At 45.4% G+C, this 26,973-nt stretch carries 22 protein-coding genes and 1 pseudogene; 19 read left to right on the top strand and 4 right to left on the bottom strand.

Annotated features, from left to right (window positions below; genetic code table 11):
* The first annotated feature begins 115 nt into the window (after positions 1-115).
* The 16 genes and pseudogenes from AC0L6H_RS03295 (at position 116) to AC0L6H_RS03220 (ending at position 16,727) form a co-directional block, all read left to right on the top strand.
* Entirely contained in the window at positions 116-2,971 is a 2,856-nt protein-coding gene (locus AC0L6H_RS03295; protein WP_473392569.1) for an HzsA-related protein, read from the top strand.
* A 2-nt stretch (positions 2,972-2,973) separates the two neighbouring features.
* Positions 2,974-3,573, top strand: a complete 600-nt coding sequence (locus AC0L6H_RS03290; protein WP_473392567.1) for an SH3 domain-containing protein — start codon at positions 2,974-2,976, stop codon at positions 3,571-3,573.
* 41 nt (positions 3,574-3,614) lie between these two features.
* Positions 3,615-3,776 (top strand): hypothetical protein, encoded by a 162-nt coding sequence (locus AC0L6H_RS03285; RefSeq protein WP_473392566.1) that lies wholly within the window; start codon positions 3,615-3,617, stop codon positions 3,774-3,776.
* Positions 3,777-3,788: 12 nt separating this feature from the next.
* Positions 3,789-4,466, top strand: coding sequence for an outer membrane beta-barrel domain-containing protein (locus AC0L6H_RS03280; RefSeq protein WP_473392565.1), 678 nt, complete (start codon positions 3,789-3,791; stop codon positions 4,464-4,466).
* Between the two features lie 84 nt (positions 4,467-4,550).
* Entirely contained in the window at positions 4,551-5,006 is a 456-nt protein-coding gene (locus tag AC0L6H_RS03275; protein WP_473394456.1) for a TlpA disulfide reductase family protein, read from the top strand.
* A gap of 4 nt (positions 5,007-5,010) precedes the next feature.
* A complete protein-coding gene (locus AC0L6H_RS03270) occupies positions 5,011-5,289 on the top strand; it encodes a DUF4266 domain-containing protein (RefSeq protein WP_473392563.1) in 279 nt (92 codons plus the stop codon).
* Positions 5,255-6,413, top strand: a pseudogene (locus AC0L6H_RS03265) (DUF3570 domain-containing protein). Before AC0L6H_RS03270 ends, AC0L6H_RS03265 begins: the two are co-directional and overlap by 35 nt.
* A 3-nt stretch (positions 6,414-6,416) precedes the next feature.
* Entirely contained in the window at positions 6,417-7,070 is a 654-nt protein-coding gene (locus AC0L6H_RS03260; protein ID WP_473392562.1) for a hypothetical protein, read from the top strand.
* Between the two features lie 96 nt (positions 7,071-7,166).
* Positions 7,167-9,113, top strand: a complete 1,947-nt coding sequence (locus AC0L6H_RS03255) for a hypothetical protein (protein WP_473392560.1) — start codon at positions 7,167-7,169, stop codon at positions 9,111-9,113.
* 3 nt (positions 9,114-9,116) lie between these two features.
* Entirely contained in the window at positions 9,117-12,494 is a 3,378-nt protein-coding gene (locus AC0L6H_RS03250) for a tetratricopeptide repeat protein (protein WP_473392559.1), read from the top strand.
* Between the two features lie 49 nt (positions 12,495-12,543).
* Positions 12,544-13,413, top strand: a complete 870-nt coding sequence (locus AC0L6H_RS03245) for a hypothetical protein (RefSeq protein ID WP_473392557.1) — start codon at positions 12,544-12,546, stop codon at positions 13,411-13,413.
* Position 13,414: 1 nt separating this feature from the next.
* Positions 13,415-13,828, top strand: coding sequence for a hypothetical protein (locus tag AC0L6H_RS03240; protein WP_473392556.1), 414 nt, complete (start codon positions 13,415-13,417; stop codon positions 13,826-13,828).
* 133 nt (positions 13,829-13,961) lie between these two features.
* Positions 13,962-14,618 (top strand): MotA/TolQ/ExbB proton channel family protein, encoded by a 657-nt coding sequence (locus AC0L6H_RS03235; RefSeq protein ID WP_473392555.1) that lies wholly within the window; start codon positions 13,962-13,964, stop codon positions 14,616-14,618.
* Between the two features lie 11 nt (positions 14,619-14,629).
* Positions 14,630-15,202, top strand: coding sequence for a biopolymer transporter ExbD (locus tag AC0L6H_RS03230; protein WP_473392553.1), 573 nt, complete (start codon positions 14,630-14,632; stop codon positions 15,200-15,202).
* Entirely contained in the window at positions 15,199-15,732 is a 534-nt protein-coding gene (locus AC0L6H_RS03225; RefSeq protein WP_473392552.1) for an ExbD/TolR family protein, read from the top strand. The genes AC0L6H_RS03230 and AC0L6H_RS03225 overlap by 4 nt, the downstream gene beginning before the upstream one ends.
* Positions 15,732-16,727 carry an AgmX/PglI C-terminal domain-containing protein gene (locus tag AC0L6H_RS03220; RefSeq protein ID WP_473392551.1) on the top strand — a complete coding sequence of 332 codons (996 nt, stop codon included), beginning with the start codon at positions 15,732-15,734 and terminating at the stop codon, positions 16,725-16,727. Before AC0L6H_RS03225 ends, AC0L6H_RS03220 begins: the two co-directional genes overlap by 1 nt.
* Before the next feature lie 80 nt (positions 16,728-16,807).
* On the opposite strand, the gene AC0L6H_RS03215 is transcribed toward AC0L6H_RS03220, so the two are convergent.
* Together AC0L6H_RS03215 and AC0L6H_RS03210 are read right to left on the bottom strand one after the other, a co-directional pair.
* Positions 16,808-17,374 carry a hypothetical protein gene (locus AC0L6H_RS03215; protein WP_473392550.1) on the bottom strand — a complete coding sequence of 189 codons (567 nt, stop codon included), beginning with the start codon at positions 17,372-17,374 and terminating at the stop codon, positions 16,808-16,810.
* 60 nt (positions 17,375-17,434) lie between these two features.
* The gene (locus AC0L6H_RS03210; RefSeq protein ID WP_473392549.1) at positions 17,435-20,638 is read right to left on the bottom strand and encodes a S8 family serine peptidase; all 3,204 of its coding nucleotides are present in this window, start codon (positions 20,636-20,638) and stop codon (positions 17,435-17,437) included.
* Between the two features lie 745 nt (positions 20,639-21,383).
* On the opposite strand from AC0L6H_RS03210, the gene AC0L6H_RS03205 reads away from it, so the two are divergent.
* Complete coding sequence (locus AC0L6H_RS03205) at positions 21,384-21,932, top strand: PH domain-containing protein (RefSeq protein WP_473392548.1); 549 nt, start codon at positions 21,384-21,386, stop codon at positions 21,930-21,932.
* A 59-nt stretch (positions 21,933-21,991) separates the two neighbouring features.
* On the opposite strand, the gene AC0L6H_RS03200 is transcribed toward AC0L6H_RS03205, so the two are convergent.
* On the bottom strand, positions 21,992-23,116 hold the full coding sequence (locus AC0L6H_RS03200) for a sterol desaturase family protein (protein ID WP_473392547.1): 1,125 nt from the start codon (positions 23,114-23,116) through the stop codon (positions 21,992-21,994).
* A gap of 114 nt (positions 23,117-23,230) precedes the next feature.
* Positions 23,231-24,169: a LysR family transcriptional regulator gene (locus AC0L6H_RS03195; RefSeq protein WP_473392545.1), complete on the bottom strand. Its 939-nt coding sequence runs from the start codon at positions 24,167-24,169 to the stop codon at positions 23,231-23,233.
* Between the two features lie 115 nt (positions 24,170-24,284).
* Between AC0L6H_RS03195 and lldD the strand changes: the two genes are divergently transcribed.
* Both lldD and AC0L6H_RS03185 read left to right on the top strand, forming a co-directional pair.
* Positions 24,285-25,424: an FMN-dependent L-lactate dehydrogenase LldD gene (lldD, locus tag AC0L6H_RS03190; protein WP_473392544.1), complete on the top strand. Its 1,140-nt coding sequence runs from the start codon at positions 24,285-24,287 to the stop codon at positions 25,422-25,424.
* Positions 25,425-25,579: 155 nt separating this feature from the next.
* Complete coding sequence (locus tag AC0L6H_RS03185; RefSeq protein ID WP_473392543.1) at positions 25,580-26,725, top strand: winged helix-turn-helix domain-containing protein; 1,146 nt, start codon at positions 25,580-25,582, stop codon at positions 26,723-26,725.
* The last annotated feature ends 248 nt before the right edge of the window (positions 26,726-26,973 follow it).

Genomic DNA, 26,973 nt, shown 5'->3' with positions numbered 1-26,973 from the left:
TAGCGCGACATGGTGCAGTATTTGCAAAGCGTTTTGTTCACAAGTGTGAAAGCAGTGCTTATTGTCCAAATCGTCATTTTATCGTCATTGGTGCGCATGAATAAAAAAGCAGTTAATGAGTCAGTTAATCCAACAACACAAAGGCATTGTGCGCTTAGTGTTAGTGAGGGACGTCATGAATAATGTAAGCAAAACAAAAAGCTACATGCGCTTCGCCATTTTTGTGTTGTATCACTACGCGCACTTCTTATACCCACCTCAATTCATTAGCAGCTATATACAAATTTCCAAAAGTCATGGTGTAGGTGTCAAGCAACTGACTTTGATACTCAGCATTTTAATTCTCATGAGTGCTTGCGGTGGCTCACTCGACGCAAGTGGCGACCAAGCCCCAGATCCTGTGCTTGTTGATGTGCCTATCGCTTATGTAAAAAGAGATTTGAGCATAGAAGGCAGCAGCGGTATTCGTTCTTTAGAAGACCCAAGCATGTTTATGCCAGGCGCTAGCTTGGTGATTAAGGCGCGTGCCAACAGCTCAGCCACAGAAGTTGATTTAACGAGTCATCTTTTTGCCCACATTATTGACAATGACGGCAGCGTTTTGCCCTACGATGTGAAAGATTTAGAAAGCGACTATACAGGCACGCGCCTAATTTTTGCGATGCGCTCCCCACAAGCGCCTAACAACGAACAAGCCCCTACATGGAATATTTGGGAATACGATACAACGACCGAGTCTTTGCGCCGCCTTATAAGCTCAGATCTTCTCGCCGAAGCCGGTCATGACACCGGCCCTAGCTACTTACCCGATGGGCGCATAGTGTTTAGTTCGACCCGTCAGCGCGGCAATCAAGCGCGCTTGCTTGATGAAGGGAAACCCCAATATATCGGCCTAGAAGAGGGCCGCGACTTCTCAGCATCAGTGCTGCATATCATGAATAGCGATGGCAGCGACATTAAACAAATATCTTTTAATCAAAGTCATGATTTTGACCCAGTAGTATTGCCCAACGGCAAAATACTGTTTAGCCGTTGGGATCAGGTAAACGGAAACAAAGGCATCCATCTCTATCAAATGAATAGTGACGGTAGCGACTTAGAAATTTTGTATGGCCGCCACAGCCACGATAGCGTTGAAGGGATAAGCGATATTCAATATGCTGCGACCAGCATTACGCCTAGTGGCCAAGTATTAGCAGCAGTAAATAGCTTTGATGCCAGCCGTTTAGGCACCAACTTTTTAGCCATTGATACGCAAAACTTTATCGACAATCAAAGGCCTATTGCCAGCATGCAAGGCATAACAGGCCCCGCGCAACAAAATGCCTTGTTTGATAATATTGACCTAGTTAACAACGTGTCACCAGGCGGCTACATCGTTGCGCTTTATCCACTGTGGGACAATAGTGACAGAATACTCTTTAGCTGGACGCAATGCCGCTTATTAGCCCCGCTGCCTGAGGGGGCTGATGAAACTAGCCAAGCGACAATTGCCCCCTGTAACGAAAGCAACATTGCTGACCCTTCATATACACCAGCACCTGAATTGCATGGGCTTTGGATGTATAGTCCGGCTAGTGAATCAGGCCAAGCTACTCAATTACCCCTTAACGTAGCAAGTGAAACCAGCGTGGTCACCGAAATCGTCGCCCTTGAAGCGCGGCCTTTCCCCAGTAACCCAAGTAGCACTGTTGATAGTAGCGCAAACGAACTCATCAATGATAAATACGGCGTATTACATATTCGTAGCGTATACGATGTAGACGGTCTTGATACGAGCCCCAATGGTATCGTGAATATGGCAAATCCATTGGCCGTGGCGGTAGATGAGCGCCCAGCACGATTTTTACGCATCGTAAAAGGCGTATCTATTCCCGATGACGACACCCTCGATTTTAATAACCAAGTCTTTGGTCGCTCTTCAAATCAATTGTTTCGCGAAATACTGGGCTACACCCCTATTCAGCCCGATGGTTCGGTAGAAGTTGCCATTCCTGCAGGTGTGCCATTTTCTCTTAGTATTGTGAATGCGCAAGGTAAACGAATTTCGCCGCGCCATAACAACTGGCTGCAAATGGTCCCAGGAGAGCAAAAAAACTGCGTAGGTTGCCATGCTAGCAATAGCACAGCTGCGCACGGGCGTGTTGATGCCCAGCCTGAATCTATTAACCGCGGTGCACCAAGTACTGGCCTTCCTTTTGTGAACACTAACCCTGCCTTTTTTGCCGATGTTACTGAAACCATGGCACAAACCTACTCTCGTGTGGTGGGTTTACCCAAGCTTAGCGCCAATATTAAATTTGAAGATGTGTGGGTTGATGAAGCGCTCATGCCAGCGGCAACTGCCTTTGAATACCGTTACCAAGATTTACAAACGCCTTTGCCAATCACTCAAAGCTGCGCCCAAAACTGGACTGCACTTTGTCGCAGCGTTATTAACTTCCCAGACCACATAGCACCTTTGTTTACCTTAAATAGACAAAGCTCGCCCGAGCTCAACAATCACACCTGCACCCATTGCCATAGCCCAAGTGATGAAAACGGCGTAACAAGAGTGCCTGCAGGCCAACTCGATTTACGTAGCACGCCCTCTAGCGAACAAGCGCGCTTTACTACCAGCTACCGTGAGCTTTTATTTAACGACAACGAGCAAGAATTAATTGAAGGCGCCTTGCTTGACCGCCTTGTGCCTGTGCTCGATAACGAAGGCAACCCACTGTTTTTGCGTGATGACGACGGTGAACTTATCCTCGACGCCAATGGCGACCCCCAGCCAATTACTACTAGCGTTAATGTCAGCGCGAGTATGCGAGTAAACGGAGCTACTAGCAGCAATCGATTTTTCAGTCCTTTTGATGCGGGCAATAGCCATGAAGGCATGCTAAGTGAGGCTGAATTGCGCTTAATCGCAGAATGGTTAGATATTGGTGCCCAGTACTATAACAATCCTTTTGACGCACCTCAGGATTAAGCATGCAAAATAAATTCACTGAGTCTTGCGCCTATTCTTCCTTCCCGCTATTTAGTTGGCGGGTTTGGCTTATTGGTATTTTGCTCGCGGTGCTAATTACTGCAAGCCTAACAAAGGGCGTTCAAGCGGGTGAAGTAGAGTTTAAAGTAACGACCGCGTTTATCAATGTACATTCTGGCCCAGGCTCTGAATTCCCTATTTTTCATGTGCTCTCCCAAGATGAAGTATTCACCCTTAAAAAAGAGCGTACCGGTTGGTACAAAGTCGCGACAAAGCGCGGCATCGAGGGCTGGATAAAAGCTGAAGTACTGGCAAATACCACTTTGATAGATGGCAGTAAAGTAAGTGTGAAAACCGGTAGCTTTGAAGATTATTTAGAGCGCACTTGGGAATTTAGCGCACAAGCCGGCAGTATCGACAAAGTGACGGCTTTGTCGCTGTCAGGCGCATGGGTGTGGACTAAAAACCTCGCCGTTGAAGCTACGTACTCACAAGCCTTAGGGGACTTTGCTGACAACAAAATTTGGTCAATCAGAATGCGCCAAACTTTTTCCCGCAGTGGCATATTAGCCCATATTTGGCTTTGGGAACCGGCAAAATAAAAACTAAGCCCCGCGCTAATCTCGTGCAAAGTGGCGACGAAGTGCGCAACAGCAACCATTATGAAGTGGGCATAGGTGCTCAATATTATATCGATAGAAAAGTAGTGCTACGCGCAGAATACAGAGGATTGTTAGCGCTTACTGACCGAGACGAACAAGAACGGCTAGATCAATGGATGCTAGGCGTGACTGTCTTTTTTTAACAAAGGTAAATTATGTTGAACAATAAAATATTGTTAGCAATGCTAGTAACCGTGTCATTAATAAGCGCCGTAAACTTATTTGTTTGCGCGCCAGCGGTAGCCCAAGTTAGCAGTGCTGAAAACACAAACGCAAGCCAAAGCCCTAGCATCGACCCAAACATTGATAGACGCGACATAAGCGAATTCGATATAGATTCTGAAAATCTAGAAGTCGGTATTTTTGGCGGCATTATTAGTATCGAAGACTTCTCGTCAAGCCCCAATGCTGGCATGCGCTTAAGTTACCACGTAAACGAAAACATGTTTGTAGAAGCAAGCTATGCCCAAGCCACAGCAGGCGAAACGAGTTTTGAAGTTTTGTCGGGCGGTTTACCTTTTTTAACCAAAGACCAGCGCGATTACACCTATTACGATATTTCGGCCGCCTACAACCTAAATGGCGAAGTCTTTTTTAGTGACAATTTAGTCTTTAACACCGACTTTTTCGTGATTGTAGGTGCTGGCGCTACTGAGTTTGGCGGTGAAGAGCGCTTTACACTCAATGCTGGTGCAGGCTACCGGATACTTGTTACAGATTATCTATCGGTACGATTTGATGTACGTGATTACGTCTTTAATAGCGATATCATCGGCCCCGAGAAGAGTGTACATAATCTAACGCTCACCCTTTCAACAAGTATCTTTTTTTAATTCTGGAGTGACAGCATGTTAACTAAGCAAGTATCGGCAACCCAAAAAAGCACTTCACTGACAAGGATTATTAGCAGTTTAGTCATGGCGCTTAGCTTAATTGCAGGTTGCGCTGTTGCAAATGAAAACGCACCTGATTTCACCTTAAAAAGTAAAGAAAGCGGCAATGTTCGATTGTCTGAACAGCGCGGCAATATTGTGCTCGTCAACTTTTGGGCTTCATGGTGTGGTCCGTGCCGCGAAGAGCTCCCTAAAATGGAAGCACTCTACCAAGAGTATCAAGATTTAGGCTTTGAAATTCTCGCGGTAAATGTAGATGACGAAGCCAACAAAGCCGACGTGCTGCTAAATGATATTGAGGTGTCGTTTCCGGTACTTTATGACACCAGCGGTGAGGTAAGTAAGCTATATGATGTAAGCGCTATGCCGACCACCGTCATGATTGATCGTGACGGAAATCAGCGCTTAGTCCATTTAGGTTATCGCGCCGGGGATGAAAAGAAATATGAAAAAGCACTCAAAATATTAATGCGGGAGTAATGTCATGAAATCAACAGTTAAAGCTATTTCAAAACTTTTGTTTGTCACCAGTTTTCTGATCTTAGGAGGCTGCGGCTCAACCTTTGAAGAAAGCAGTGCTGCACTTAAAAATTGGAAAATAGAGCCCTGGGTGAAACCTTTTGAACGCAGCAATTTGGCCGACCCTATTATGAGTGCCGGACGCAACCCTATCGCACTTGCTTACGCAAAACACGTATCAGAATCACGCGAAGGTGCACGCGGAGCTGATGGCGGCGCGGGTGGTGGTTGTGGTTGTAACTAAACTACTACGCAGCTTTGCCTGCTTATACCTAGTAGTCGCCATACCGGCTTTTGCCGGCGTTTTGCCGGCGGAGCGTTCTGACATTATGTATAAGTCCTACACGGGCGATGGTGTCACAATTGACGGCCCTTCAGTGCTGCTACGCAAACAAATAGGTAATCATGTGTCGGTATCCGCTAATTACTATGTTGATACCGTATCGGGGGCGTCTATCGATGTTCGCGCCACCGCTTCGCCTTATCAGGAAGAGCGTAAAGAAAGTACCATCGGCGGCGATTTTTTGCATGAAAAGTCTTTGCTAAGTGTCAGTTTTACCAACAGTAGCGAAAACGACTTTAACGCCAATTCGGTATATGTGGGCTTAAGCCAAGACTTTTTTGGCGATTTAACCACACTGACTATGTCGTATTCAAAGGGCTGGGATGAAGTCGGTAAAACCGGCGACGATAGTTTTTTTGAAGAAGCCGACCGCCAAAAGTTTGGTATTGGTGTTTCGCAGATCATGAGCAAGAGCCTGATTGTAGGTTTTAATGCCGAGCATGTGTCAGACGAGGGATATTTAAATAACCCTTATCGCAGCGTACGCTATGAAGACGCAACGAGCGAACGTGGTTTTAGTTTTGCCACTGAGCTGTATCCGAATACTCGCTCATCAACCGCATACTCGCTTAATGCGCATTACTACTTGCCTTACCGCGCAGCCCTATACGCCGATGCGCGCGTGTACAGCGACTCATGGGGGATAGAGGCGCACAATGGGCGCATTGGTTATTTACACCCTTTTAAGTCCTTCTTTGTTTGATGTTTATGTGCGCTATTACAGCCAGCAAAGTGCTGATTTTTATAGTGATTTATTCTCGCGTGCAAATGAGTTCAACTTTATGGCCCGCGATAAAGAAATGAGCACCTACACTGGCCTAACGGCAGGAGTGAGTTTGGCCTATGAATGGAAATTCTCAGAAAGTGCGACCTTCAAAAAAAGCAGTGTCCATCTTGAATATGACTATATGAACTTTGACTACGACAATTTTCGTGATGTTACCGCGCAAGCGGCCGTTGGAACAGAGCCTTTATTTGGATTTTCAGCCAGTGCGTTTAAGATTTACGCCTCAATTTGGTACTAAACTATGCTTAAGATATCCTTCGGTTTTACCCCGGCATTTAAAAAGCTAGCGACGATGATTGGCCTGCTTAGTTTGATTTTAGCCAACGTCGCTAATGCCCAAACATTGAGTGATGAGTTAAGCCAAGGTCTTGGCCTAACAAGCCCAGACCAAATAACGCAAGTGGCTGAACCTGCCAGTACTGATAGTTTACAAAGCACACAAAATAATGAGGCCCTCTCGCTCAGTGAGCAAATTGAGAGCTTGAAACAAGCGATGGTGAATCTAAATCGTGACTTGTTTATTTTAGAAGAAGATTTACTCTTCCCTGCATCGACCCAAGTGGCGGTTTATTTGTCGATGGACGTAGGCGAATATTTCGCCCTTGATGCCGTTGAAATAAGAATAGACAACAACGTTGCTACCCATTATTTATATACCGACAGGCAAGTCAACGCCCTTTACCGTGGCGGTATGCAGCGCTTATACCTAGGCAACGTTAACCAAGGCGAGCACGAGCTCAGTGCTTACTTTATTGGCATAGGGCCAGAAAAGCGCGAATACAAACGTGCCGTAAGCGTCACATTTACTAAAGACGAAGACCCAGTTGCCATTGAACTTAGCGTGATTGATTCGACGGCTAAGCAACAACCCGTGTTTGAAGCGAAGGTACTGTAAACTTTTTATGCATAACGCCGTGGTTGCCTCATTAACACATAACAAAGCGAGCACCTTTTACGCTTAACATGTGTGTGCTTGCTGATGCTGCTGCTAATGATAGGCACAGCGTTAAATGCGCATGCCAACCCAAGCAAACAACACGCCGCGTTCGGTGAAGTGGTTTACCATTATTTTCAAGAAGACAACCAGCAAGTGCTTAAGCTTATTGAAGTCGCCAACACGCAACAGGGTTTTAGTGAGCTGTCACAAGACGACGCCGATCGCATTGACCTAATGCAAGGCGCAGCCCAGCTAAACCTTGGCATGTACCAGCAAAGCCAAGCTAAGTTTGCGCGCTTATTAAGCCAAACAACGTCTGACTACGTGCAAGCCAACACGTGGTTTTTTATGGCTAAAGCAGGCTTTCAAAACAAACAGGCAAATATTAGTGAGCAGGCGTACAAGGCAATACTCGCAGGGGATTTACGTGAACAACTAAGCCAAGCTCAATGGCACGAACTACTCTATTTAAGCGCCCATACGCGCATGCAGTTACAGCAAGACTGGCAAAGCTTGGCTAAGCAAATACCACAACACAATATTTATAGCGCTTACTTACTTGCCAATCACGCCACCATGCTCTTTAACGAAGCGCAATATGAACAAGCAACGGCCAGCTTTCTGCTAGCTAAAAAGGCGCTTATCGCACATCAGCAGCAAAATAGCGGGACCGCTCGCTTGGCCAGTTCTGTATTTGACACTATTAGCGTTTTAGTTACGCCATGGACCTGGTTTGATAGCAACGCTCGCGCCCAGCGCAGCGCCAACGAACAAGCCTTCGCCAATCAGCTTGAAGAACAAGACGCCCTATTTGACCGTATTAATATTGCGTTAGGCCAAAGCCTTTTGCAGCAGGGTGACCTAAACAATGCCATTGCGGTGATTCAAAATGTGAGTGAACAAGGGCCTGAAGCTGAACAAGCCTTGTTTAGCTATGGCTGGGCCAATGCCAGTGAAAACCGCTGGCAAAATGCAATGGCGGCATGGCAGCACCTGCAACAAAATAGCGTGGGGCTGTTTTCGCTACAAGCTAGTTATGGGCTAGCTTACGCCTTTAGTCGTCAAGACAACTTAGGCCAAGCCTTTTACGCTTTGCAATCAACTGCTGAACAACTTGATACGACCCTTTTGGCGCTTGAGGATTTTGCCCAACTTGCACAAACAAGTGACTTTTACAGCCACTACAATGAGCGCTGGCCACCATCTCTAGCAGACTTAAAACTGGGCTTTTTTGAACCTACACAAGGCTTTGACGCAAAATATTTGTTAGCCATGCGTCAGCAAGCTGAGCAAATAAAACGAGATATTGCGCTAAAACAAAACCGCATTGAACAACTAAATACTTTATTGAATGAACGCGAAACCGCTTATAAAGGACGCCTGCAAGGTATGAGCTTGGCCAATGCAAAAGCGCGTATAAACCAAGCTCAGCACCACATTGACACAATTCAAACAATGCTTGTTAGCGCCACTAGTTTTGAACAAGAACTTGCATTAAGTAAATCCATGACCAATGCTGAAACTCGCAAGCAGCTTGAAAGATTCAACAAGGCCAGCACACGGCATAAACGACTTGCTAACGACAAAACGCGCAAGCGCCCTTTAAAAGCGAGCTATCAAGAGCGCTTAAAGCGTATTGAAGGGATTCTGAAATGGCAGCTAATGGACGATTTTATTGCTACGCGCTGGGCACACCAACAACTATTAAAAAAGGCGAAAGACGCGTTGACCAAGGCGCAATTGCAATACCAACAACTTGAAGAAATAGCACAGACCCAAGATATATTTAGCCTGCAGCGCACTCAATTCGGGCAGGTAAACAGTGCTTTGCGCTTGCAAATTAATGCCGCCGAAAAGGTCTATACGAGCGCTACTGCCAATCTACAAGATGGCCTATTGCAGCTAATTGAAGCCCGCAGGACGCAATTAGAACAACAAGTAGTGAATACACGCTTGGCGATGTTGCGCATTCAAGACTTGCAAGTGCAAGGAGGCCAATAAACCATGCTTAACGCTAGGAGCCTAATGCGCAAGCTCAGTAAAATAAACGTGCTGAGCCTCTTTATCTTTTTGTTGGCAGGCTGTGCGGGTTTACCTGCGCTAAACCCTTTTGCTGATGACGACAGCGCGCGTCAAAGCACAGATGCAAGCGCCGTATTAAGCGAACAGGAACAAGCTAAACGCGATGCTTTATTGGCAGGGAAAAGTTCGCGGCCAAGCTTAAAGAGCTTAGCGCTGTTGCCGGTGCGCATGGAAGAAATCGCGATACCCACATTAAGTTTAGCGCAAAAAAAACAGCAGTACGAAGCCCTACTGCCACTCATAAACGACCCAACCCAAAAGCAGCAGGTCGCGTTTAGACTTGCCGACATCAACATGCTACTGGCCGAACAAAGCCAAGCTAAAGGTGATGACTTACAGGCCGCCAATACAAGCTTGAGCGAAGCGATTGAAGACTACCGCGAGATATTAAATACTTATTCGATTGCCCTTCCTGTGGGCGATCAAGCCTTAAGCAAAGAGCAACAAGCCCTTAATCGCAAGCAAATGGATGCTATGTATCAGTTAAGCCGAGCCCTTGACTTGTCGGCCCAAAGCGAGCAAAGCATGTTAGTCGCCAAGCAGTTTTTAGCTACATTTACGGTCTCTCAATTTAACGCGACGCCTTATCATTTTGAACTCTATTTTAGAGTGGGTGAATATTATTTTAATCGCCAGCAATATGAGCAAGCACTTAATTACTATGGCGACGTTGTTAAACTGGGTAAAAACGGCGCACAAAGCAGCAATAATTTTTACGCCATATCAGCCTACATGCTTGGTTGGAGTCACTTTAAGCTTGATCAATACAGCCAAGCAATGGAGGCCTTTGCTACCATGCTTGACGCAAGTTTAGTGAGCAATAATAAAATAAGCGCAAGTGACTTAGAAAAACAAACGATTGACCAATTGGCCATTGGCCGCGGCGATCTTAGGTTAGTAAAAGACGCCTTAAGAGTGATGGCACTGACCTTTTCCTACCAAGGGAACGGAGACGCTATTTTCGCTTTCTTTGAGGATTTTGGCCGTCGTGATTATGAGCACCTGTTGTATGATGAACTCGCCCAACAGCACCTTGATAACGACCGTTTTGCTGACAGTGCCAATGTACTCTTACGTTTTGCTGAGCAAAAGCCCCTGCATCCACGCGCTATTGAGTTTTTCATACGCCATATTGACGCCTACGTTTTAGGCGGCTTCCCCAGTAAAGTGTTGTTAGCTAAAGAAGCGTTTGTAACCAGCTATTCAGTGGGTAATGGTGTAATCAATAATCTTGAAACGCCGATTGGCCGCGCTGCATCACCCTATTTACGCCAGTACTTAAAAGAATTGGCGCAAACTGAACATAGTATTGCACAAGCTGCCCAAAGCCTTCTTGAGAAGCGCAGCGTTAATGCAGCAGCGAACGACACAGCCTCTCAGGCCAGCGCTTTTGTTGCCGCTAATTTAAGCCCGCAGCAAAGCCGCAGTTGGGCCACGGCCAGCGACGCAAGTCTTCAAAGCTTAAGCCAACAAGCCTACACCAAAGCCAAAGGCCACTACCAAAATTATATTCGCACATTTAGCCCTAGCCCTGAAATTGCGCCCTTGCATTTTTATCTTGCAGAAGCCTTGCTTGGCCTATCTGAATATGAAGCCGCGATTGAGGCCTTTGAAGGCTACGCGTATTTTGAAGCTGCAAAGTACGCAGGAACAAATAGCGATGCCCCAAAAGCGGTTGAAGCTGCCTATGCCGCTTTGCTTGTTTACCAAGAAATCGCTAAGCAAAGCCCTAGCCACGCCGTTGCGCAGGCTGACATGCGTTCGAGTATGAAATACCGCACAGCCTTAAGTCAGCGCCAACAAAGCCAAGTAAACTTTATTGAAAGCTTTGCCGCAGACCCGCGCGCACCAATGGTTGCGCTCAACCTTATGCAAGACTTATTTGCCCAACAGAACTACTTACCGGCGCAGCAATGGGCTACATGGATATTGACGCAAAGCAGCCTTACACCCGAAGGCGCAGTAAGCCCAATATCGGCAAACATTAAGCAGTCAGCCATGTTGGTTATGGCGCATAGCAACTTTGCCATGCAAAACTATGCGAAAGCCGAGCGCGAATATCGTGCTGTATTGGCTATGCTAATTCCTGAACAAGCAGCCCCTCAACAAGCAGTCCCTCAACAAGCAGCCCCTCAAGATGCGCGTATTGCTGAGCTTCGCGATCGCTTAGCCGCTAGTCTATATAAACAGGCCGAAGGCATATTAGTCAGTAATAATGTTGATACCAAGAGCCTGGCGGCGAAAAATATAACCCGCAAAGAGATGTTGCTCCCCTTCCAGCAAAGCGCAATAGAACAAGCGCTTGGAATATTGCAAAAAGTCCTAAGCGATACACCTTTAAGTGAATTTAGAATGGCCTCGCACTACGACAGCGCAGTGTATTTCTCATTGCTTGAACAGTGGCCCCAAGCAATTGCTAGCTTGCAAGATTTTAAAGCTCGTTATCCTAATAACCCGCTAAGTAAAGGCATAGACGATAAGCTCTACTATGCCTATCAACAAACACAAAATTGGCCCAGTGCGGCAAGCATTTTACTGCAAAAGTATGCGGCTTCTCCCAAGTCAGAAACCGGGCGTTTAGCGCTATACCAAGCAGCAGAATATTATGAGAAAGCCGGTGACAGGGCAAAAGCCCTAGACCATTTCCGCACCTATGCGCATCAGTTCCCAATGCCTATGGCAGACGCAAACGAAGCACGCTTTATATTGAGCGAGTTTTATAAACAAAGTAACGAAGGCGCGAAACGCCGATTTTGGCTAAATAAACTAGTGCAGGCACACAAAGCGGCTCTGCAGCAAAGCCCTCAAGCGGGTAGTGCACGCTCTGCCTATTTAGCCTCAATGGCGGGGATGGTTTTTGCCGTTGACGCAGACGATGCTTATACCCGCATTAAACTAACGCAGCCCTTAGATAAAAGCCTCAATAATAAGCAACGTGCGCTTAACAAAGCGATTTTAGAATATGAAGGCGTAATCAGCTTTGCGACTAAAGAGTTTGTGACCGCCGCAAACTTCAAGCTCGCCAATTTATACAATACTCTCGCTCAAGATTTGATGGACTCTGACAGACCTAAAGGTTTGTCGGCGCTTGAACTATCGCAGTATGAAATCTTACTAGAAGAACAAGCCTATCCCTTCGAAGAAACTGCCATTGGCCTGCACGAAAAAAACATCGCTCGGCTAAGCGTGGGCTTGTACGACGAATGGATAAAAGAGAGCTTTAAGGTGTTAAAAAGCGTGATGCCGGCGCGTTACAACAAGCCGGAAGTAAACGAGGAGATAATTCTTGATGACCTATAAATATCCAGTATTGCTTTGTTTATTACTTCTATTAGGTGCCTGCTCGAACATGCCTTCTTTAATAGCTAGCGCTTCAAAAGACACTCCCGCCGAGCCTGCCAAACGTATTGATGCTAATGAAAATCTGGCGGATAAAGAAAGCCAAACCCTTGCAGAAAATAAAGCGACTTTAGCCGAATCAGATTTACTTTATTCGATGTTAAGTCGCTCTGACTTGTATCTTTCAAGTAAGCGAAGACTAACTCCACAGCTAAAAACAGAGCTCGCTAATATACTGGCACAGTTTAAGCGAAAGGAGTTTGTTGAGAGTGAAAAGGCCATCACCAAGATACTCAACAACGAAGCCTATTTAAACAGCGGCGTTTACCTGCTGGCAGGCGATATTGCCATGGCAAACGACAAGCCAAACATGGCAATTGCGCATTATCAAAAAGCCCTAAGCTTAAATGAATACAATGGCAAAGCGGCCAACAGACTTGCCATTCATATGCGCCAGCAAGGGGACTTTGCAAAAGCCGAAGCGCTTTATTCTCAAGCAATTCACGCGCAGGCGAGTATGGCGCAAAGTTATCGTAATCGCGCCGTACTCTATGACTTGTATTTAAACCAAAAAGCCAAAGCACTGGCAGACTATCAGCGCTACTGGGCCTTGTTAGATTATACCTTGCGCCAGCAAACACCAGGCGCGAAAAGCGCTACAAAGGCCCAAAGTGTGCAAAGCGAAAAAACTGAACAAATTGAACAAAGCGAAGCATTGGTGCAAGCAAGCCCCATGCACAACGCAAAGCGCTTAAGTGATGCACAAATCAAAGCCTTAAAAGCGGATTTAAAGCTCGCCAATCGCTGGCTGATTGATGTAGTCCGTCAAGTAGAGGCGATTGAACGCGCTGCTGCTAAGTCTCAAACTGGAGCTGATTAATATGCATAAAACCGCATTTCTAAAAACGCAGCGCTTTACTTTTGCTTATCGCTTGTCAGTTTTTGCACTACTAACAAGCCTAATCCTGCTTATGGGATTTACTAGCCCCTCGGCATATGCACAAGAAGCGCCTGAATCTAACATATTGCGCCTTGAAGACACTATTCGCGGCAACAAAGAACAGCCTCAAGTGTTGACCATTGTGCCATGGCAACTACCGGCACATCAGCGCATAAATGAAAACAAAGAATGGAAACTTAAGGTGAGTAAGTTACCTGAGATTGAACGTAGCGCCTTTTTGCGGCATTTGGCCTTGGTCAAAGAATTAGCGCAAAACAAGGCCGGTGACAACGAGCAAAGGAAATTACAGCAGCAAGGTGCAAGTCACAACACAGCAGACAAAGAGAACAACTAACGCTAAAACGATCAAGGGTGGGCAAAGGTATAGTTTTGCCCACCCCAAGTGCATTTGGCATACACAATAAATGCTTAGGGTCATCTATAGTGACGACTCTAGCCTACACTGACAACATGCGGAGAATCAGTATATGGATACTGTGATAAGGTTTTTTCAAGAAGGTGGCTCATTTATGCTGCCCATTGGCATTGTGCTGGCGATTGGCCTAGCCATTACTATCGAGCGCTATCTTTTCTTGATTTCTGCAACGGCGACTAACAAGCGTGCGTTTAAACAAATTGAACCATTGCTAGCCAAACAATTGTTTGACCAAGTTATTCAAGTGACCAACCAAAGCAAAGCGCCCATTGCCCGTGTTATTGGTGCCGGCATTAGTCGCCTTTCTGTTAGCCCTCGCCGTGAAGACATTGAATACGCGATGGAAGAAGGTTTGATGGAAACGACCCCTCGTTTAGAAAAACGCACAGCTTATTTAGGCATGCTTGCTAATATTGCAACATTATTAGGTTTATTAGGTACGATAATTGGTTTAATAGCGGCCTTTACCGCAGTGGCCAATGCCGATCCGTCAGAAAAAGCGAGCTTGTTATCACAAAGTATTTCGGTGGCCATGAATACCACCGCATTTGGCTTAATATCAGCCATTCCTCTATTAATATTTCACTCACTTTTGCAGACCAAAACCACCGAGATAATCGACAGCATGGAAATGGCAGGGGTAAAAACCTTAAATACCTTAATTGCTAAAGAAGATCTTGCGCCACGAACACGTAGCAGCGACGCCTAGAGGTCATTGCCATGTCTGCATTAAGGGGAGCACGAAGTCGCAAACATCCTAAAAAGGAAGAGGCCGAACTCGATATCACTTCGTTTATGAACCTGATGATCGTGCTTGTGCCGGTGCTTTTGATGATGATGGTATTTTCACGCATTACGGTGGTTGAGCTTAATTTGCCGAGTCTTTCAGCGATCCCCGAAAACGAAAGTATAGAGCAACAAGTCCTTGAAGTAGAAGCAAGCGAAAGCGGGCTCGATGTATTTTTCCCGCAAGGCTACTTAGTCAGTAATATTCCTATGATCGACGCTCCATTGGATGTCGACAGCGAAATAAGCCCAGGCAGTAAAATACACGACTACAAAAAACTGCAACAAACGCTAATCAGCATTAAGCAAACACTGCTCGCCAATGGCGCTGACAAAAAAGACATTGTGTTACTACTACAAGAAGACACTGACTACCAAACCATTGTTAACCTAATTGATACAACGCGCTCATACGAAGACGTACTTGTTGCCTCGGTCGTGCAGGCTGAACTTTTCCCCGAGGTAAGTTTAGGTGATGCACCTCCTAGAGAAGGAGCTGCGAAATGAAGCAATCAATGCGCGCTAAACGCATGATGCGTCAACACAAACGCAGTAGCGGGCGTTCAAAGCTGAGTTTAGTATCCTTAATGGATATCTTCACGATTTTGGTATTTTTCTTAATGTTAAACGCCTCTGATGTGCAGGTATTGCAGGTAAATGATCAAGTGCAACTGCCCAATTCAATTGCCGACACCCCAGCAAAAGAGACCTTGCTGTTAATGGTCACGAAAAATCAAATTTTATTGCAAGGTAAGCTCATTGCCAAAACCGATGAGCTAATCAACCAACAGAGCGATACCCTTGAAAGCTTAATTACCGAGCTTAACTATCAAAGTAGTCGTAAAGCTAGCCTTAGTGAAGAGGCTAAGATGTCGCAAGCGATTACCATAATGGGTGACAGCAGCATTCCATACACGGTGCTTAAGCGCCTTATGCAATCCTGCGCGCAGGCCGGTTATACCAATATTTCCCTCGCCGTTGAAAATACCCGTGATAATGGTTCGGCCTTAACATCACAAGGCGCGGGTGGTGCATAATGACAACTAGCGCCAATATCTATTTTGATTCTAAGCTCCCTTGGACTAGCAGCAAGTCTGAAAATCGCACCTTTTTTAAAATTACCTTATTGGTGCTTATACTAAGTTTGGCATTTGCCGCTTACGTTTTTATGACTGACTTGCCTGAGCAGCCTCGAGCTGAACGCGAAAAACTCCCGCCGCAACTGGCAAAGATTATACAAGCGCAAAAGCCACCACCACCGCCGCCACAAGTGGAGCCAGAGCAAGAGCCCGAGTCTGAGGTGATTGAGGAGCCTGAACCCGAGATAAAGCCAGAACCAAAACCACCTGAACCGGCAATTGAAAAAGCGACCGTTAAGCCTAAGCCTGACGTCGTTGAGCTAAGTGAGCAAGAAAAAGTAGTCAAAGCCAGAGAAACCGCTAAATCCAGCGGAATGTTGAAGTTTAGCGACCAGCTCGCTAGTATGCGCGAGCAAGCTAAGTTAAATAACCTTACTGACACCAAGCTTAATGAAGGCGGAGGTAAAGCCGAAAAGACCCAGCGCGACATTGTTGCGGCACCTTCAATAAACGGTAGTGGTGGTATTCAAACCAATGAGCTTAGCACTAACGTTGGCGCAGCGGGTGAACTTGAGGGGCGGCGCAATACCGAGTTTGTCGCCGCAACGCAAGGTGAAGCTTTGCTGGCAACAAAACGAATTGAAGAAAAGCAACAAGTGATTGGTAGCCGAGATCTTGACCAAATTAGGCAAACACTCGATGCGAACAAAGGGGCGGTATATTCAATGTATCGGCGTGCACTGCGAGCTGACCCAAGCATTGAAGGTAAGCTTAATGTTAAGCTGATTATAGAGCCCGACGGCAGCTTGTCTTTGGTCGAACTGATAGATAGTGAACTTGATGCGCCAGAACTTGTTGATAAATTACTTAGTCGTATTCGCTTAATTAACTTTGGTGCGGCAAATGTAACGCGCACAGAGCTTGAGTACGCTTACAATTTCTTACCCTTTTAAGCCTGTTTAAATAGCATTAATTTCAGACATAAAAAAACCCGGCGAACCGGGTTTTTACATAATTATAAAATGACTTTTTATTAGCTGATTTGCTTACGACGAGCGTAAAGTGCAGCCAGTGCTAATGAAAATACACCAAGGGTAGCTGGCGCAGAAACATTAGTGACAGGCAAACCCGTCACTTCAGCTTGACCTAAAGAGATGAAGTCAAAGTAAACTACATTACCAGCAGCGTCAAATATATCAATAAAGCTAGCGTTTAAATCAAACGCATCATATAGCAACTGGTAGCTCCACGTACTTGCAGGGGGAAAACCAACATCGTCGGCATCTAGAGTGAAGAATTCGATACCAGCAGCAATATTGTCACTGTCTATTACAGCCTCAAAGTAAAAAGCTTCTATATCCCAAGTGAAACCAAAAGCTTCAAGGTTGAAGTCAAGCAAATTAATTGGGTCACCAAAACCCGAATCTAAAATGCCTGTATCAAGTAAGCTGTTGTCAAACTCAACCGAAATTTCACCGATTTTGTCAACACTATCTAAAATATCATGTTTTATAACAACTGCATTAGCTGCAAACGATGATGCGAACAAAAAGCTAGCTGCTAATACAACTGAGCTCAAACTTTTCTTTATTAATTTCATGGTTCTACTTCCTTTTTTATATTAAATTCTGGGGTGCGTTAACACCCCAGTACTGCTTTTTTAAGGTTGAACTTCGATAACAGTGGTACCTTGCTCAACGCCATCAGCGTCAGTGTAGGTAATTGTTCCCATGTACAAGTTATCTGGATCTAGGCCGCGAGTACGTATGCTAATGTTTTGGAATCTATTAGCAACGGCTCTTCTTGACGTAGATACACGCGTATTTGCTTCTGCACCGTTTACTAACCAAGCTAAGGCTGTAAAGTCTACAGTTGTTGCGCCAGCGGTATCTGCTGCATGACCCATTAGGACATAGAAAGTAGCGGAAGCGCCGTCATCTCTAGCTTCTGGGTTAGTAACAATAATGTCTTCGCCAGAACCCGTATTTTCACTTGATTGAACTTCGTTACACGAACCACCAACACACTCCCAAAGGTGTAAGTCAATGTCAGCACCCGCTGGGCTTACTAGCGCATCGCTAAGTGCTATTCTAAGTAACGAAGTACCTTCTGGAACGAGAAACGCGAAGTATTCACCAGCTTGAGCTTTAGTGTTGAAGTCAAAGATAGGACCAAAGTCGCTCGCTTGACCAGGCATGCCTCCTGCTATACCAACTAAGCCAGTATGTTCAACACTAATTGCACCGCTATAAAGGGTTTGTACAAATGTAGATGCACGACCTCTATTAAGTTGTAAAGACACGAACTCAGGTACTTCAATAGTTGAAGGAGGTACTATTGCGTCTGCTAATACAGAGATTGGGCTACGAACAACTGTACCGTCAGCGCCAGTCAATGTGATTGAACCAAACACCCACGTATTAGGAATAAATCCATCAACAGTTGAGAAGGTTAAGCTGTAGCTTGCTTTGCCGTTAGCGTCAACAACAAGTAGGTCGCTTGCAGTCTCAACACCCATTGCATCAAATGTAGCTACTTGTACGTCAATACCAGTAGGTGCATCTACAGCAACAGTGTAAGTTCCGCCCATGCCGCTAACATCAGTTACGGTGCGAGAGATAGTTTCTGAACCAACTAAGTTACCTACAGAAATTGAAGGATAGTTAAGTTGACTTGCGTCAGTTGCGAAACCTGCGGCTTCTACATCAGTACAGGTAGTATCAAAAGTAGACACTAAAGTAGCTTCACCTTGACCACATAAGAAACCAAGGTAATCACCTAAGTTCGCGCTGTAAACCAAACCAGGGTTCATTGCAGGGATTGGATCTACATGACCAGCACCAAAGTCGAATGGGTCAGCAGGTGTTGAACCATCTTCTTTCACTAGGTCTTGACGAGCACTTGTCATCATTGCTGATTTAACTTGTGCTGGTGTCCAGTCTGGGTGTTGACCCATCAACAATGCCGCTATACCTGCAATGTGCGGGCTAGACATTGATGTACCTTGTAAATACGCAAAGTTTTCACCTTGTGTATTACCTGGGATATTAAGTTGTACTGGGCTTGTTGCTGCTAAAATACGAACACCAGGCGCCGTAATATCAGGCTTCAAGATATCATTAGTTTGTGTGTTAACACCGCGTGACGAGAAGCTCGCCATGACGTTACCCACTTCAACTGCTGTACCAGAGGCTGGATTGGTGGTCATTGTTACGTTAGTGCCACCGTCAAGAACGGCGCCAGTCAGTAAAAGACCATCATCGTTTGTTACCATAACGCCCGGAGTGGTTAGGCCAGGATCATCTCCGCCCATTGCAATCGGTGCACCGCTTTGTGTGTACACAACAGTACCGATAGCACCCGCAGCTTCTGCATTCGCCATCTTCACGGTGAAGTTACACGAACCGCGAGCGATAAGTGCAATTTTACCTGTAAGATCAACAGTTAGTGGGTCACAAGCTAAGATTGGATCAGCTAGGGCTAAATCACCACTTAGACCATCAACAGGAATTGGCGTACCAATCGCTGCTGGCACTGAGAATAGTGAAGTGCCTGCAAGTGCGCCAGTATTCACTGCCAATTCAGAACCAACTACCGTAGACACACCATCGTAAGTAGACGCAGCAACAGTGGCCATCCAAGGTGCTATGTTACTTACAGTCGCTGCTGTCGGACCACTGTTACCAGCAGAGCCTGAGAAGAATACACCCGCGTCAGCTGCTCTTAGAGCGGCATTATATACTGGGCTGTTAATTGCATTTGAGTTACCAATTGAATAGTTAAGTACGTCTACACCGTCAACTACCGCTTGGTCAATCGCTGCCATTGAATCACCAAAGAAACAACCGCGCTCATTTACACCATCTGGGCTTACGTAGCCAGAGTTCCAACATACTTTGTATGCAGCAACACGTGCACGTGGTGCGATACCAGAAACCGTACCGGCTGAAGTGCCTTGTAAAGTAGCTGCAACACCCGCGTTACCAGCAGAGGTAGAAGCAGTGTGGCTTCCGTGACCATCAGCATCACGAGGAGAAGCAAATTCACCCAAACCGAATTGAATTTCGTATACGCTTGAGAAGGTGCTACCAAAGTAACGCGCACCAATTAGTTTGCCGTTACAGGTTACTACGTCTTCAGCGACCGTATCGTCATTATAAACAACGATGCCGTCGCCATTAACGAATTCACCAATAGAACCTTCGTTACATGCGCCGTCCCAACCTGCTGGCGCTGCGCCGTATGACATTTCTGGAATACTTGGGTTATCGGCAAAAGAGGGGTTGTCTGGGCTGATACCTGAATCGATAATACCTACAACAACGTCTTCACCTTTAATGCCTAGTGTGTGCTGACCACCCGGACCAGTTAGACCTAAGAAGGCAGGCGTGTTAGCAGTTTGTAGTTGATGTAATTCATCAACATAAACAGCTGATACGTCAGGGTGTTTGCGCATCGCGTCTGCTTGTGAAGGCGATAAGCGTGCTGAGAAACCGTTAAAGGTATGGGCGTATTTATGTAATATTTTGTCAACACCAATGTCTTTTGCAACTGCCGCTTGGCGTTGCTTCATGGTCGCAACATAACGACGCATAAGAGGTGTGTCAGGATTATAGTTATTTCCACCAATGGCAACCAACTGGTTGCTTGGAATAAGCTCACCAAGTTCTGTCGCTTTAGCAATCGCCGGCTTGCCTTTCATCTCAACGATGTAAAGACCAGTTACTGCTGGGCTTTTACTGACCGCGCTGCTATTAAGGGGGACACTAGTATGTACTTGCGTGATGTTTGCTGAGGCTGCTGTCGCGCAGCTTACAGCAATGGCAGACGCAGCAATACCCGATAGGTATTTGTTAAGTTTCATCAACTTCTCCATTTACATTTATATTATTATAGTAAGACGTAAAAACTTTTGAGTTCTGTCTAAATTATGGATGTTTCTGGTATGGCAGATTATAGATGCCGGTTTATTATTATTAGCAAAATAACGTAAGAAAGTGGGTTCAGGGTCGGCAATACGCAAATATTGGTGTGTTGACGTTTAGAAGAACAAACTTTTTAACCTGACGTTACAATACTTGGTGTTTTTAAAACACACGCTACTACACAATCGTAAATTGTGGACACAAAAAGCGTGCAACTTTTATACCCAGTTGATAAGTGTATGTATTTAAAAGAAATAGAAAGAGAGATTTATTCACTTAGTGAAAATATGTAAAAAAACCTGACACTATGGTCAGTATGCAAAGTGAACACAGTGCTTAATAATTGAGCTCTCCAAGACCTGTGGAACATGGCCTTACGTAAGTTTTTAGCAGGGCTTTAGGCTAGCTAACTTAATGATACCTTTGTTAACTTCAATAATAGCCGGGCATGCTTTGTTAAAAATGCCGACAAGCGCCGCTTTCGGATCAGCTAATTGCTCGCTGAACCCTACAAAAATCGGCGCTATTGATTGGGCTTATAATCTGGTTTAGGGTGTCTATATTAACTAGTCGAAAACAAATAATGGAATATTAGGCTATTATTAACCTGTTCTACTAGTTTTCAATCCTATCCATCATTCAAACTAAACGAAGCAAAAAACGATATTGCAAAAGGAAAATCCAATGGAAGAAAAATGTTTACGCGAAGCTACATTTAACCCCAAAGTACGACAGTATTGGACCCTCGTTTGGGTTTTTATAAGCGCAATTACGCTTGTTGGATTGGTGTTAACTCCTTTTGTTGCTTTAATTGCTTGGATTTTGTCGGGCAAAATACTTAAAGCCATGTCGGCACGTTTGCTTGAACGAAAACTTGTGGTCAAACGAGGTATTTTCTTTGTTGTAGAAAAATCAATTCCTCTTGAAAAGATTACCGACGTTGCGCTGATCCAAGGCCCGGTGATGCGCTTTTTTGGCTTGTATCAATTGAGCTTTGAGACCGCAGGACAGTCAGCAGCAGGCGCGCTGGTATCGCTAATTGGGATTAACGACGCGACAGATTTTAGAGAGGCGATCCTAAAACAAAAAGACAGCTTAACAAGCGACAAAGCAGACGCGATTGAAAAGCCCTCCACCCCAACAAGCGAGCTAGGCGAACTAAAACAGAGCGTCCAAAACATAGAAAAAATGCTAGCCGAACTGCTCGCCAAAAAGATAAAGCCTCACACTTAAAAACCCGCAACCCGTCATCTCAGCGGAGGGAGCAGCGCTGTATAGACGGTGCGGAGGACTTAAAAGGGAACCAAGTAAAAATAAACGCCAAGCAATAAGGCGAAGGCTCGCCAATACTCTATAGTTGTGGCGACGGGGCGGCTTTCCATTATCCAAGCGACATTTACGCTTGAGATTATCAAAAATCCAGCAATGCTTAGTTGCCATATGACGGGCATGTTGTTGGCATTCAGCATCAAAACAACACCGATTGCGGCCATCAGTGCATATTGGAATATGCAGTAAATCTTTCTTGCGCTGCTAATAGCGTGATCGTATGGTTTAAAATCATGAAGGGAGCTTTTGTGCAGAGGATAACTTGATTCCATATCATGCGGGCGCCAACCTGTTCTGCCAAACCACACTCTTAGCTTGTCGCGCCAGTGCTTGGTACGCCAACTGTCTTTAAACAACTGGCTGTAAACTTGCACGTTAGCATAAAATGGATTGAAGCTATTAAGCGCTTTGCGTACCCCATAGATTGGTTTTTCTTCATCAAGTTCGTCTTGGTAGGTGCCAAATAGGCGATCCCAAATGATGAAAACACCGCCGTAATTTTTATCTAAATAGATTTGGTTTTGCGCATGGTGCACGCGATGATTAGAAGGGGTGACCAGCACCCACTCGAATATACAAATTTTCTTCACATGCTGTGTATGCACCCAAAATTGATACACTAAGTTGACCGACCCCACCGCAATAAACAGTAAAGGTTCCACACCTACAAGTGCCAACGGCAAGAAAAACACAAAGTTAAATATACTCCCCGATGACTGCCTAAGCGCGGTACTTAAGTTGTAGTCTTCGCTTGAATGGTGCACCACATGTGCGGCCCAAAACAAGCTGATTTCGTGCCCGCAGCGATGGTTCCAATAATATAAAAAGTCATAGGCGATAAAAGCTAACAACCATACAGGCCACGTATTTGGCAGGCTAAAAAACGCAAAGTGTTCATAAATCAAAAAGTAAAAAGTAAGTGGAACGAGATTTTTTAAAACGCCAACTACTCGGCTCATCACGCCAATGCTTAAACTAGTAATGGCATCATTCACTCGGTAGTAATTGGTTTGCCTCACTTTTTCGGCAATTAACTCGGCCGCAATAAGAAGAAAAAAGCCAGGGATGGCGTATAAAATAATACTCATAAGGTAATAACAAATTCAAAAAAACCACCACTACTGTAGCACCTGTCATTGCCCAGGGTAAGTACTTGTTGCCACCAAGCTATAACAGAATACAGACCAAGCTCTTTACGAGGGTTATAACACCGCGCGCGACCGCGTTGAATTGTGCGCATCCATAAAGTAGGCTGATTTTGTCCAATACGCATTGCGTATGTGTTCAATTAACGCAGCAATTTTACGCGGCGTCTTTTTCACAAAAGGATGAATGGCATACACTCCAATTGTTTTAGCCGTTTCTTTTTCGAACAGAGGTACTAATTGCTGGGCCATTAAATCTTCATGCACTAAACACTGAGGTACATAAACTATCCCATGACCCGCCAGCGCCGCTTTTCTTAATGCACTGGCATTGTTGGTAGAAAAGCTCCCCGCAACCTTCACGTTATACATATTTTTATTGCGCTTAAATTGCCAATTTTGTGCGCCGTTTGCCTGATAGGCATAAATTAAACAATTGTGATTGATGAGTGCTTCTGGCTCAGTTGGCGTCCCGTGCTTCTTAAGATAGGCCTGCGAGCAACAAACTACCCAATCTGAATCAATAATGTGCCGTGCAATTAAGCTCGAATCTTCAAGAAAGCCAGTACGTATAACTAAGTCAAAGCCCTCTTCTAAGGGGTTCACAAACCGGTTGTCGAGCGACATGTCTACGCGTAAATCTGGGTTTATACTGCAAAACTCGGTCACCGCTTCGGCTAATAATAAGTCGCCAGAAATAGTCGGGACCGACATTTTTATATGGCCACTTAGCACTTCATTGTCATTTTTAATTTCGTTAACGGCTTCATCGCTTATTTGCCTAACAATGCTTGCACTGGCGGCCAGTTTTTTTCCCGCTTCGGTCAAGGCTAAACGGCGCGTTGAGCGATACAGCAACTGGGCATTAAGGCTTTTCTCCAACTGCGTGATGCGTTTACTTACTACAGAGTTGGTTAGGTTGTTCAGTTCGGCGGCCTTTCTAAAACTACCCAACTCAACCACTTGTGAAAACAGGACTAAATCATTTGCATGCATTTGATTGTGTCATTTGAGGAAACTAAGAGTGTGATTATTTCTATTTATTGATGAAATGTAAAGCGCTAACATCGCTAGCTATACAAACGACAATAGCAACAAAAGGACATAGGTCATGGTTATATCAGCAACCACCGATTATCGTGCAGCCGCGAAAGCAAAACTTCCCCCTTTTTTATTTCATTACATTGATGGGGGCTCGTACAGCGAGACAACGCTGCGCAACAACGTAAGTGATTTGCAAGATATCGCCTTAAAACAAAAAGTGCTCAAAGATATGTCACAGCTTAGTTTAGAGCACGAAGTATTTGGTGAAAAAATGGCCATGCCTATTTCTCTTGCGCCGGTTGGTTTAACTGGGATGTATGCCCGACGGGGGGAAGTTCAGGCTGCTAAAGCGGCTGCCAATAAAGGTATTTCTTTTACGATGTCGACAGTGTCGGTTTGTCCTATTGAAGAGGTTGTGCCTGCCATTGAACGCCCAATGTGGTTTCAGTTGTATGTACTAAAAGATCGCGCCTTTATGAAAAACGCCCTAGAACGAGCAAAAGCCGCCGGAGTCACCACCTTGGTGTTTACCGTTGACATGCCAACGCCAGGGGCGCGCTATCGCGACATGCACTCGGGCATGAGCGGGCCCTACGCTGAAATCCGCCGCGTGCTGCAAGCTATGGTTCATCCTGCTTGGGCACTTGATGTTGGGCTTTTAGGCAAGCCCCACGATTTAGGCAACATTTCGGCCTATCGCAATAAAACCACCAAACTAGGGGACTACATTGGCTGGTTGGGTGATAACTTCGACACATCAATATCATGGCAGGATTTAGAATGGATCCGTGAATTTTGGGAAGGCCCACTCATTATTAAAGGCATTTTAGATGTTGAAGATGCAAAAGACGCGGTTAGATTTGGCGCAGATGGCATTGTGGTATCTAATCATGGTGGCAGACAATTAGACGGCGTAATGTCTACTGCAAAGGCCCTTCCCATTATTGCTGATGCCGTTAAAGGCGATATTAAGTTGTTTGTTGATTCGGGTATTCGAAGCGGTTTAGATGTGGTGCGTATGCTGGCATTAGGCGCTGATTGTACTTTATTAGGCCGCTCTTATATTTATGCCTTAGCGGCTAAAGGCCAACAAGGCGTTGAGCATTTATTAGATCTTTATGCACAAGAAATGCGCGTGGCGATGACCTTAACAGGCGCAAAGACCATTGCTGATATTGGTAATCAGTCGATTGCGCGCCTCGTATAGCTATTTGCGACTAGCACAGCGAACAGGGCCGCAGCTATTGTCGCCAGCTACATAACGCACAATAACCCTGTGTTTTGAAGAGGCTTGCCTTGCTCGGGGCTTTGGCACTATAGTGGTATTCGTCATTCATACGGAACCAGTGCCATACAAACAAGATGAAAGCCCAACTAAAACGCATTATTCTTAACAAGCAAGGCTTGCTGTCGGGAGCCGCATTTGGCAAAGGGGAAGCCGGTACGCTAAACGCAATTGAGCATTTAGGCTACGTGCAGGTAGACACGATTTCGGTTATTGAGCGCGCCCATCATCACGTACTTTACACCCGCGTGCCGGGCTATACGCCACATCATTTAAACGCATTGGTCGCTAAACAAAAAATATTTGAATATTGGTCCCATGCTGCTTCCTACTTGCCCATGCGAGATTACCGCTATGCCCTTGTACAAATGAACGCGGTTCGTCGCGGTGAAAATCGCTACTATAACAATGTTGAAAAGCGGCTATTGAAAGAAGTGCTAGCGCGCTTTGTTGCCGAAGGGCCCTTGCGCGCACGTGACTTTGAAACTGGCAGCAAAACAAAAGGCGGATGGTGGAATTGGGGACCCGCTAAACGCGCCATTGAACGCCTATACATGCAAGGCGACCTAATGATATGCGAACGCCAAGGCATGGAAAAAATCTATGACATTAGCGCTCGCTGTTTACCCAGTAATATTGACTTAAGCGAACCGAGCACAGCGCAGCACGCCCGCCATTTGTTTATGAACATGCTGCGTTCCCATGGGGTCTTCACTTTTAAACAACTGGTGCATTTAAAGACCGGCAAGGATTTTCGCAACTGCATGCAAGAGATTGTTGATGAGCACTTACAAAACGATGTTATTACTGCACTTGACCCCCAAGGAAAAGTAATAAAAAAGGGCGAGAAAGCCACCTTTTATGCACAAAGCACTGCCTTGGAGCAAAGTACTCGCGCCAGTAAGGCAGTAAAAATCCTCTCGCCTTTTGACAACGCGCTAATACATCGTGACCGTTTACGCGCACTGTTTAACTTTGACTATACCATTGAATGCTATGTACCCGCGGCGAAGCGTCAATTTGGTTATTTTTCTTTACCCGTACTGTATGGCAAAGACTTTGTGGCCCGCATTGATTGCAAAGCTCATCGCGCCGATAAGCGCTTTGAGCTTATTTCCATGCATCTTGAAGACGGCTTTGATGCCAGCACCGCCTTCAAGCATGCTTTTAACGCTGAACTCAATCGCTTTGCGGCGTTCAATCAGTGCGCAGTGCGCACTTAGCGAAAGCCCTATAAGTTAAGACCCACGAGTATTGTTGTTTGGTTAACATAAAATCCAAACACGTCCGTCATTCCCGCGCAGGCGTAATACTGTTCAGTTAACATGATATCCGTCGTTCCCGCGCAGGCGGGAATCTGCCAATACATCCTCTAACTATCTGATTTTACTGTGTTCCAAGGAGGTTCCCGCCTCCGCGGGAATGACGTTTTTGATGTTTTTTTGCTAAACCGAACGGCATTAGACCCACG

Source organism: Glaciecola sp. G7-5 (genome assembly GCF_055808975.1).
The sequence above is the reverse complement of the archived record's forward strand: the minus strand, read 5'-3'. Positions and strand labels throughout refer to the sequence as shown.

What these genes read in the sequence shown, in the direction of transcription:
- AC0L6H_RS03245 (WP_473392557.1), top strand. Translation starts at nt 12,544, where the DNA reads ATGCCTTCTTTAATAGCTAGCGCTTCAAAAGACACTCCCGCCGAGCCT.
- AC0L6H_RS03280 (WP_473392565.1), top strand. Translation starts at nt 3,789, where the DNA reads ATGTTGAACAATAAAATATTGTTAGCAATGCTAGTAACCGTGTCATTA.
- AC0L6H_RS03290 (WP_473392567.1), top strand. Translation starts at nt 2,974, where the DNA reads ATGCAAAATAAATTCACTGAGTCTTGCGCCTATTCTTCCTTCCCGCTA.
- AC0L6H_RS03270 (WP_473392563.1), top strand. Translation starts at nt 5,011, where the DNA reads ATGAAATCAACAGTTAAAGCTATTTCAAAACTTTTGTTTGTCACCAGT.
- AC0L6H_RS03225 (WP_473392552.1), top strand. Translation starts at nt 15,199, where the DNA reads ATGAAGCAATCAATGCGCGCTAAACGCATGATGCGTCAACACAAACGC.
- AC0L6H_RS03215 (WP_473392550.1), bottom strand. Translation starts at nt 17,374, where the DNA reads ATGAAATTAATAAAGAAAAGTTTGAGCTCAGTTGTATTAGCAGCTAGC.
- lldD (WP_473392544.1), top strand. Translation starts at nt 24,285, where the DNA reads ATGGTTATATCAGCAACCACCGATTATCGTGCAGCCGCGAAAGCAAAA.
- AC0L6H_RS03260 (WP_473392562.1), top strand. Translation starts at nt 6,417, where the DNA reads ATGCTTAAGATATCCTTCGGTTTTACCCCGGCATTTAAAAAGCTAGCG.
- AC0L6H_RS03205 (WP_473392548.1), top strand. Translation starts at nt 21,384, where the DNA reads ATGGAAGAAAAATGTTTACGCGAAGCTACATTTAACCCCAAAGTACGA.
- AC0L6H_RS03295 (WP_473392569.1), top strand. Translation starts at nt 116, where the DNA reads ATGAGTCAGTTAATCCAACAACACAAAGGCATTGTGCGCTTAGTGTTA.
- AC0L6H_RS03230 (WP_473392553.1), top strand. Translation starts at nt 14,630, where the DNA reads ATGTCTGCATTAAGGGGAGCACGAAGTCGCAAACATCCTAAAAAGGAA.
- AC0L6H_RS03235 (WP_473392555.1), top strand. Translation starts at nt 13,962, where the DNA reads ATGGATACTGTGATAAGGTTTTTTCAAGAAGGTGGCTCATTTATGCTG.
- AC0L6H_RS03255 (WP_473392560.1), top strand. Translation starts at nt 7,167, where the DNA reads ATGATAGGCACAGCGTTAAATGCGCATGCCAACCCAAGCAAACAACAC.
- AC0L6H_RS03210 (WP_473392549.1), bottom strand. Translation starts at nt 20,638, where the DNA reads ATGAAACTTAACAAATACCTATCGGGTATTGCTGCGTCTGCCATTGCT.
- AC0L6H_RS03240 (WP_473392556.1), top strand. Translation starts at nt 13,415, where the DNA reads ATGCATAAAACCGCATTTCTAAAAACGCAGCGCTTTACTTTTGCTTAT.
- AC0L6H_RS03275 (WP_473394456.1), top strand. Translation starts at nt 4,551, where the DNA reads ATGGCGCTTAGCTTAATTGCAGGTTGCGCTGTTGCAAATGAAAACGCA.
- AC0L6H_RS03200 (WP_473392547.1), bottom strand. Translation starts at nt 23,116, where the DNA reads ATGAGTATTATTTTATACGCCATCCCTGGCTTTTTTCTTCTTATTGCG.
- AC0L6H_RS03195 (WP_473392545.1), bottom strand. Translation starts at nt 24,169, where the DNA reads ATGCATGCAAATGATTTAGTCCTGTTTTCACAAGTGGTTGAGTTGGGT.
- AC0L6H_RS03185 (WP_473392543.1), top strand. Translation starts at nt 25,580, where the DNA reads ATGAAAGCCCAACTAAAACGCATTATTCTTAACAAGCAAGGCTTGCTG.
- AC0L6H_RS03250 (WP_473392559.1), top strand. Translation starts at nt 9,117, where the DNA reads ATGCTTAACGCTAGGAGCCTAATGCGCAAGCTCAGTAAAATAAACGTG.
- AC0L6H_RS03220 (WP_473392551.1), top strand. Translation starts at nt 15,732, where the DNA reads ATGACAACTAGCGCCAATATCTATTTTGATTCTAAGCTCCCTTGGACT.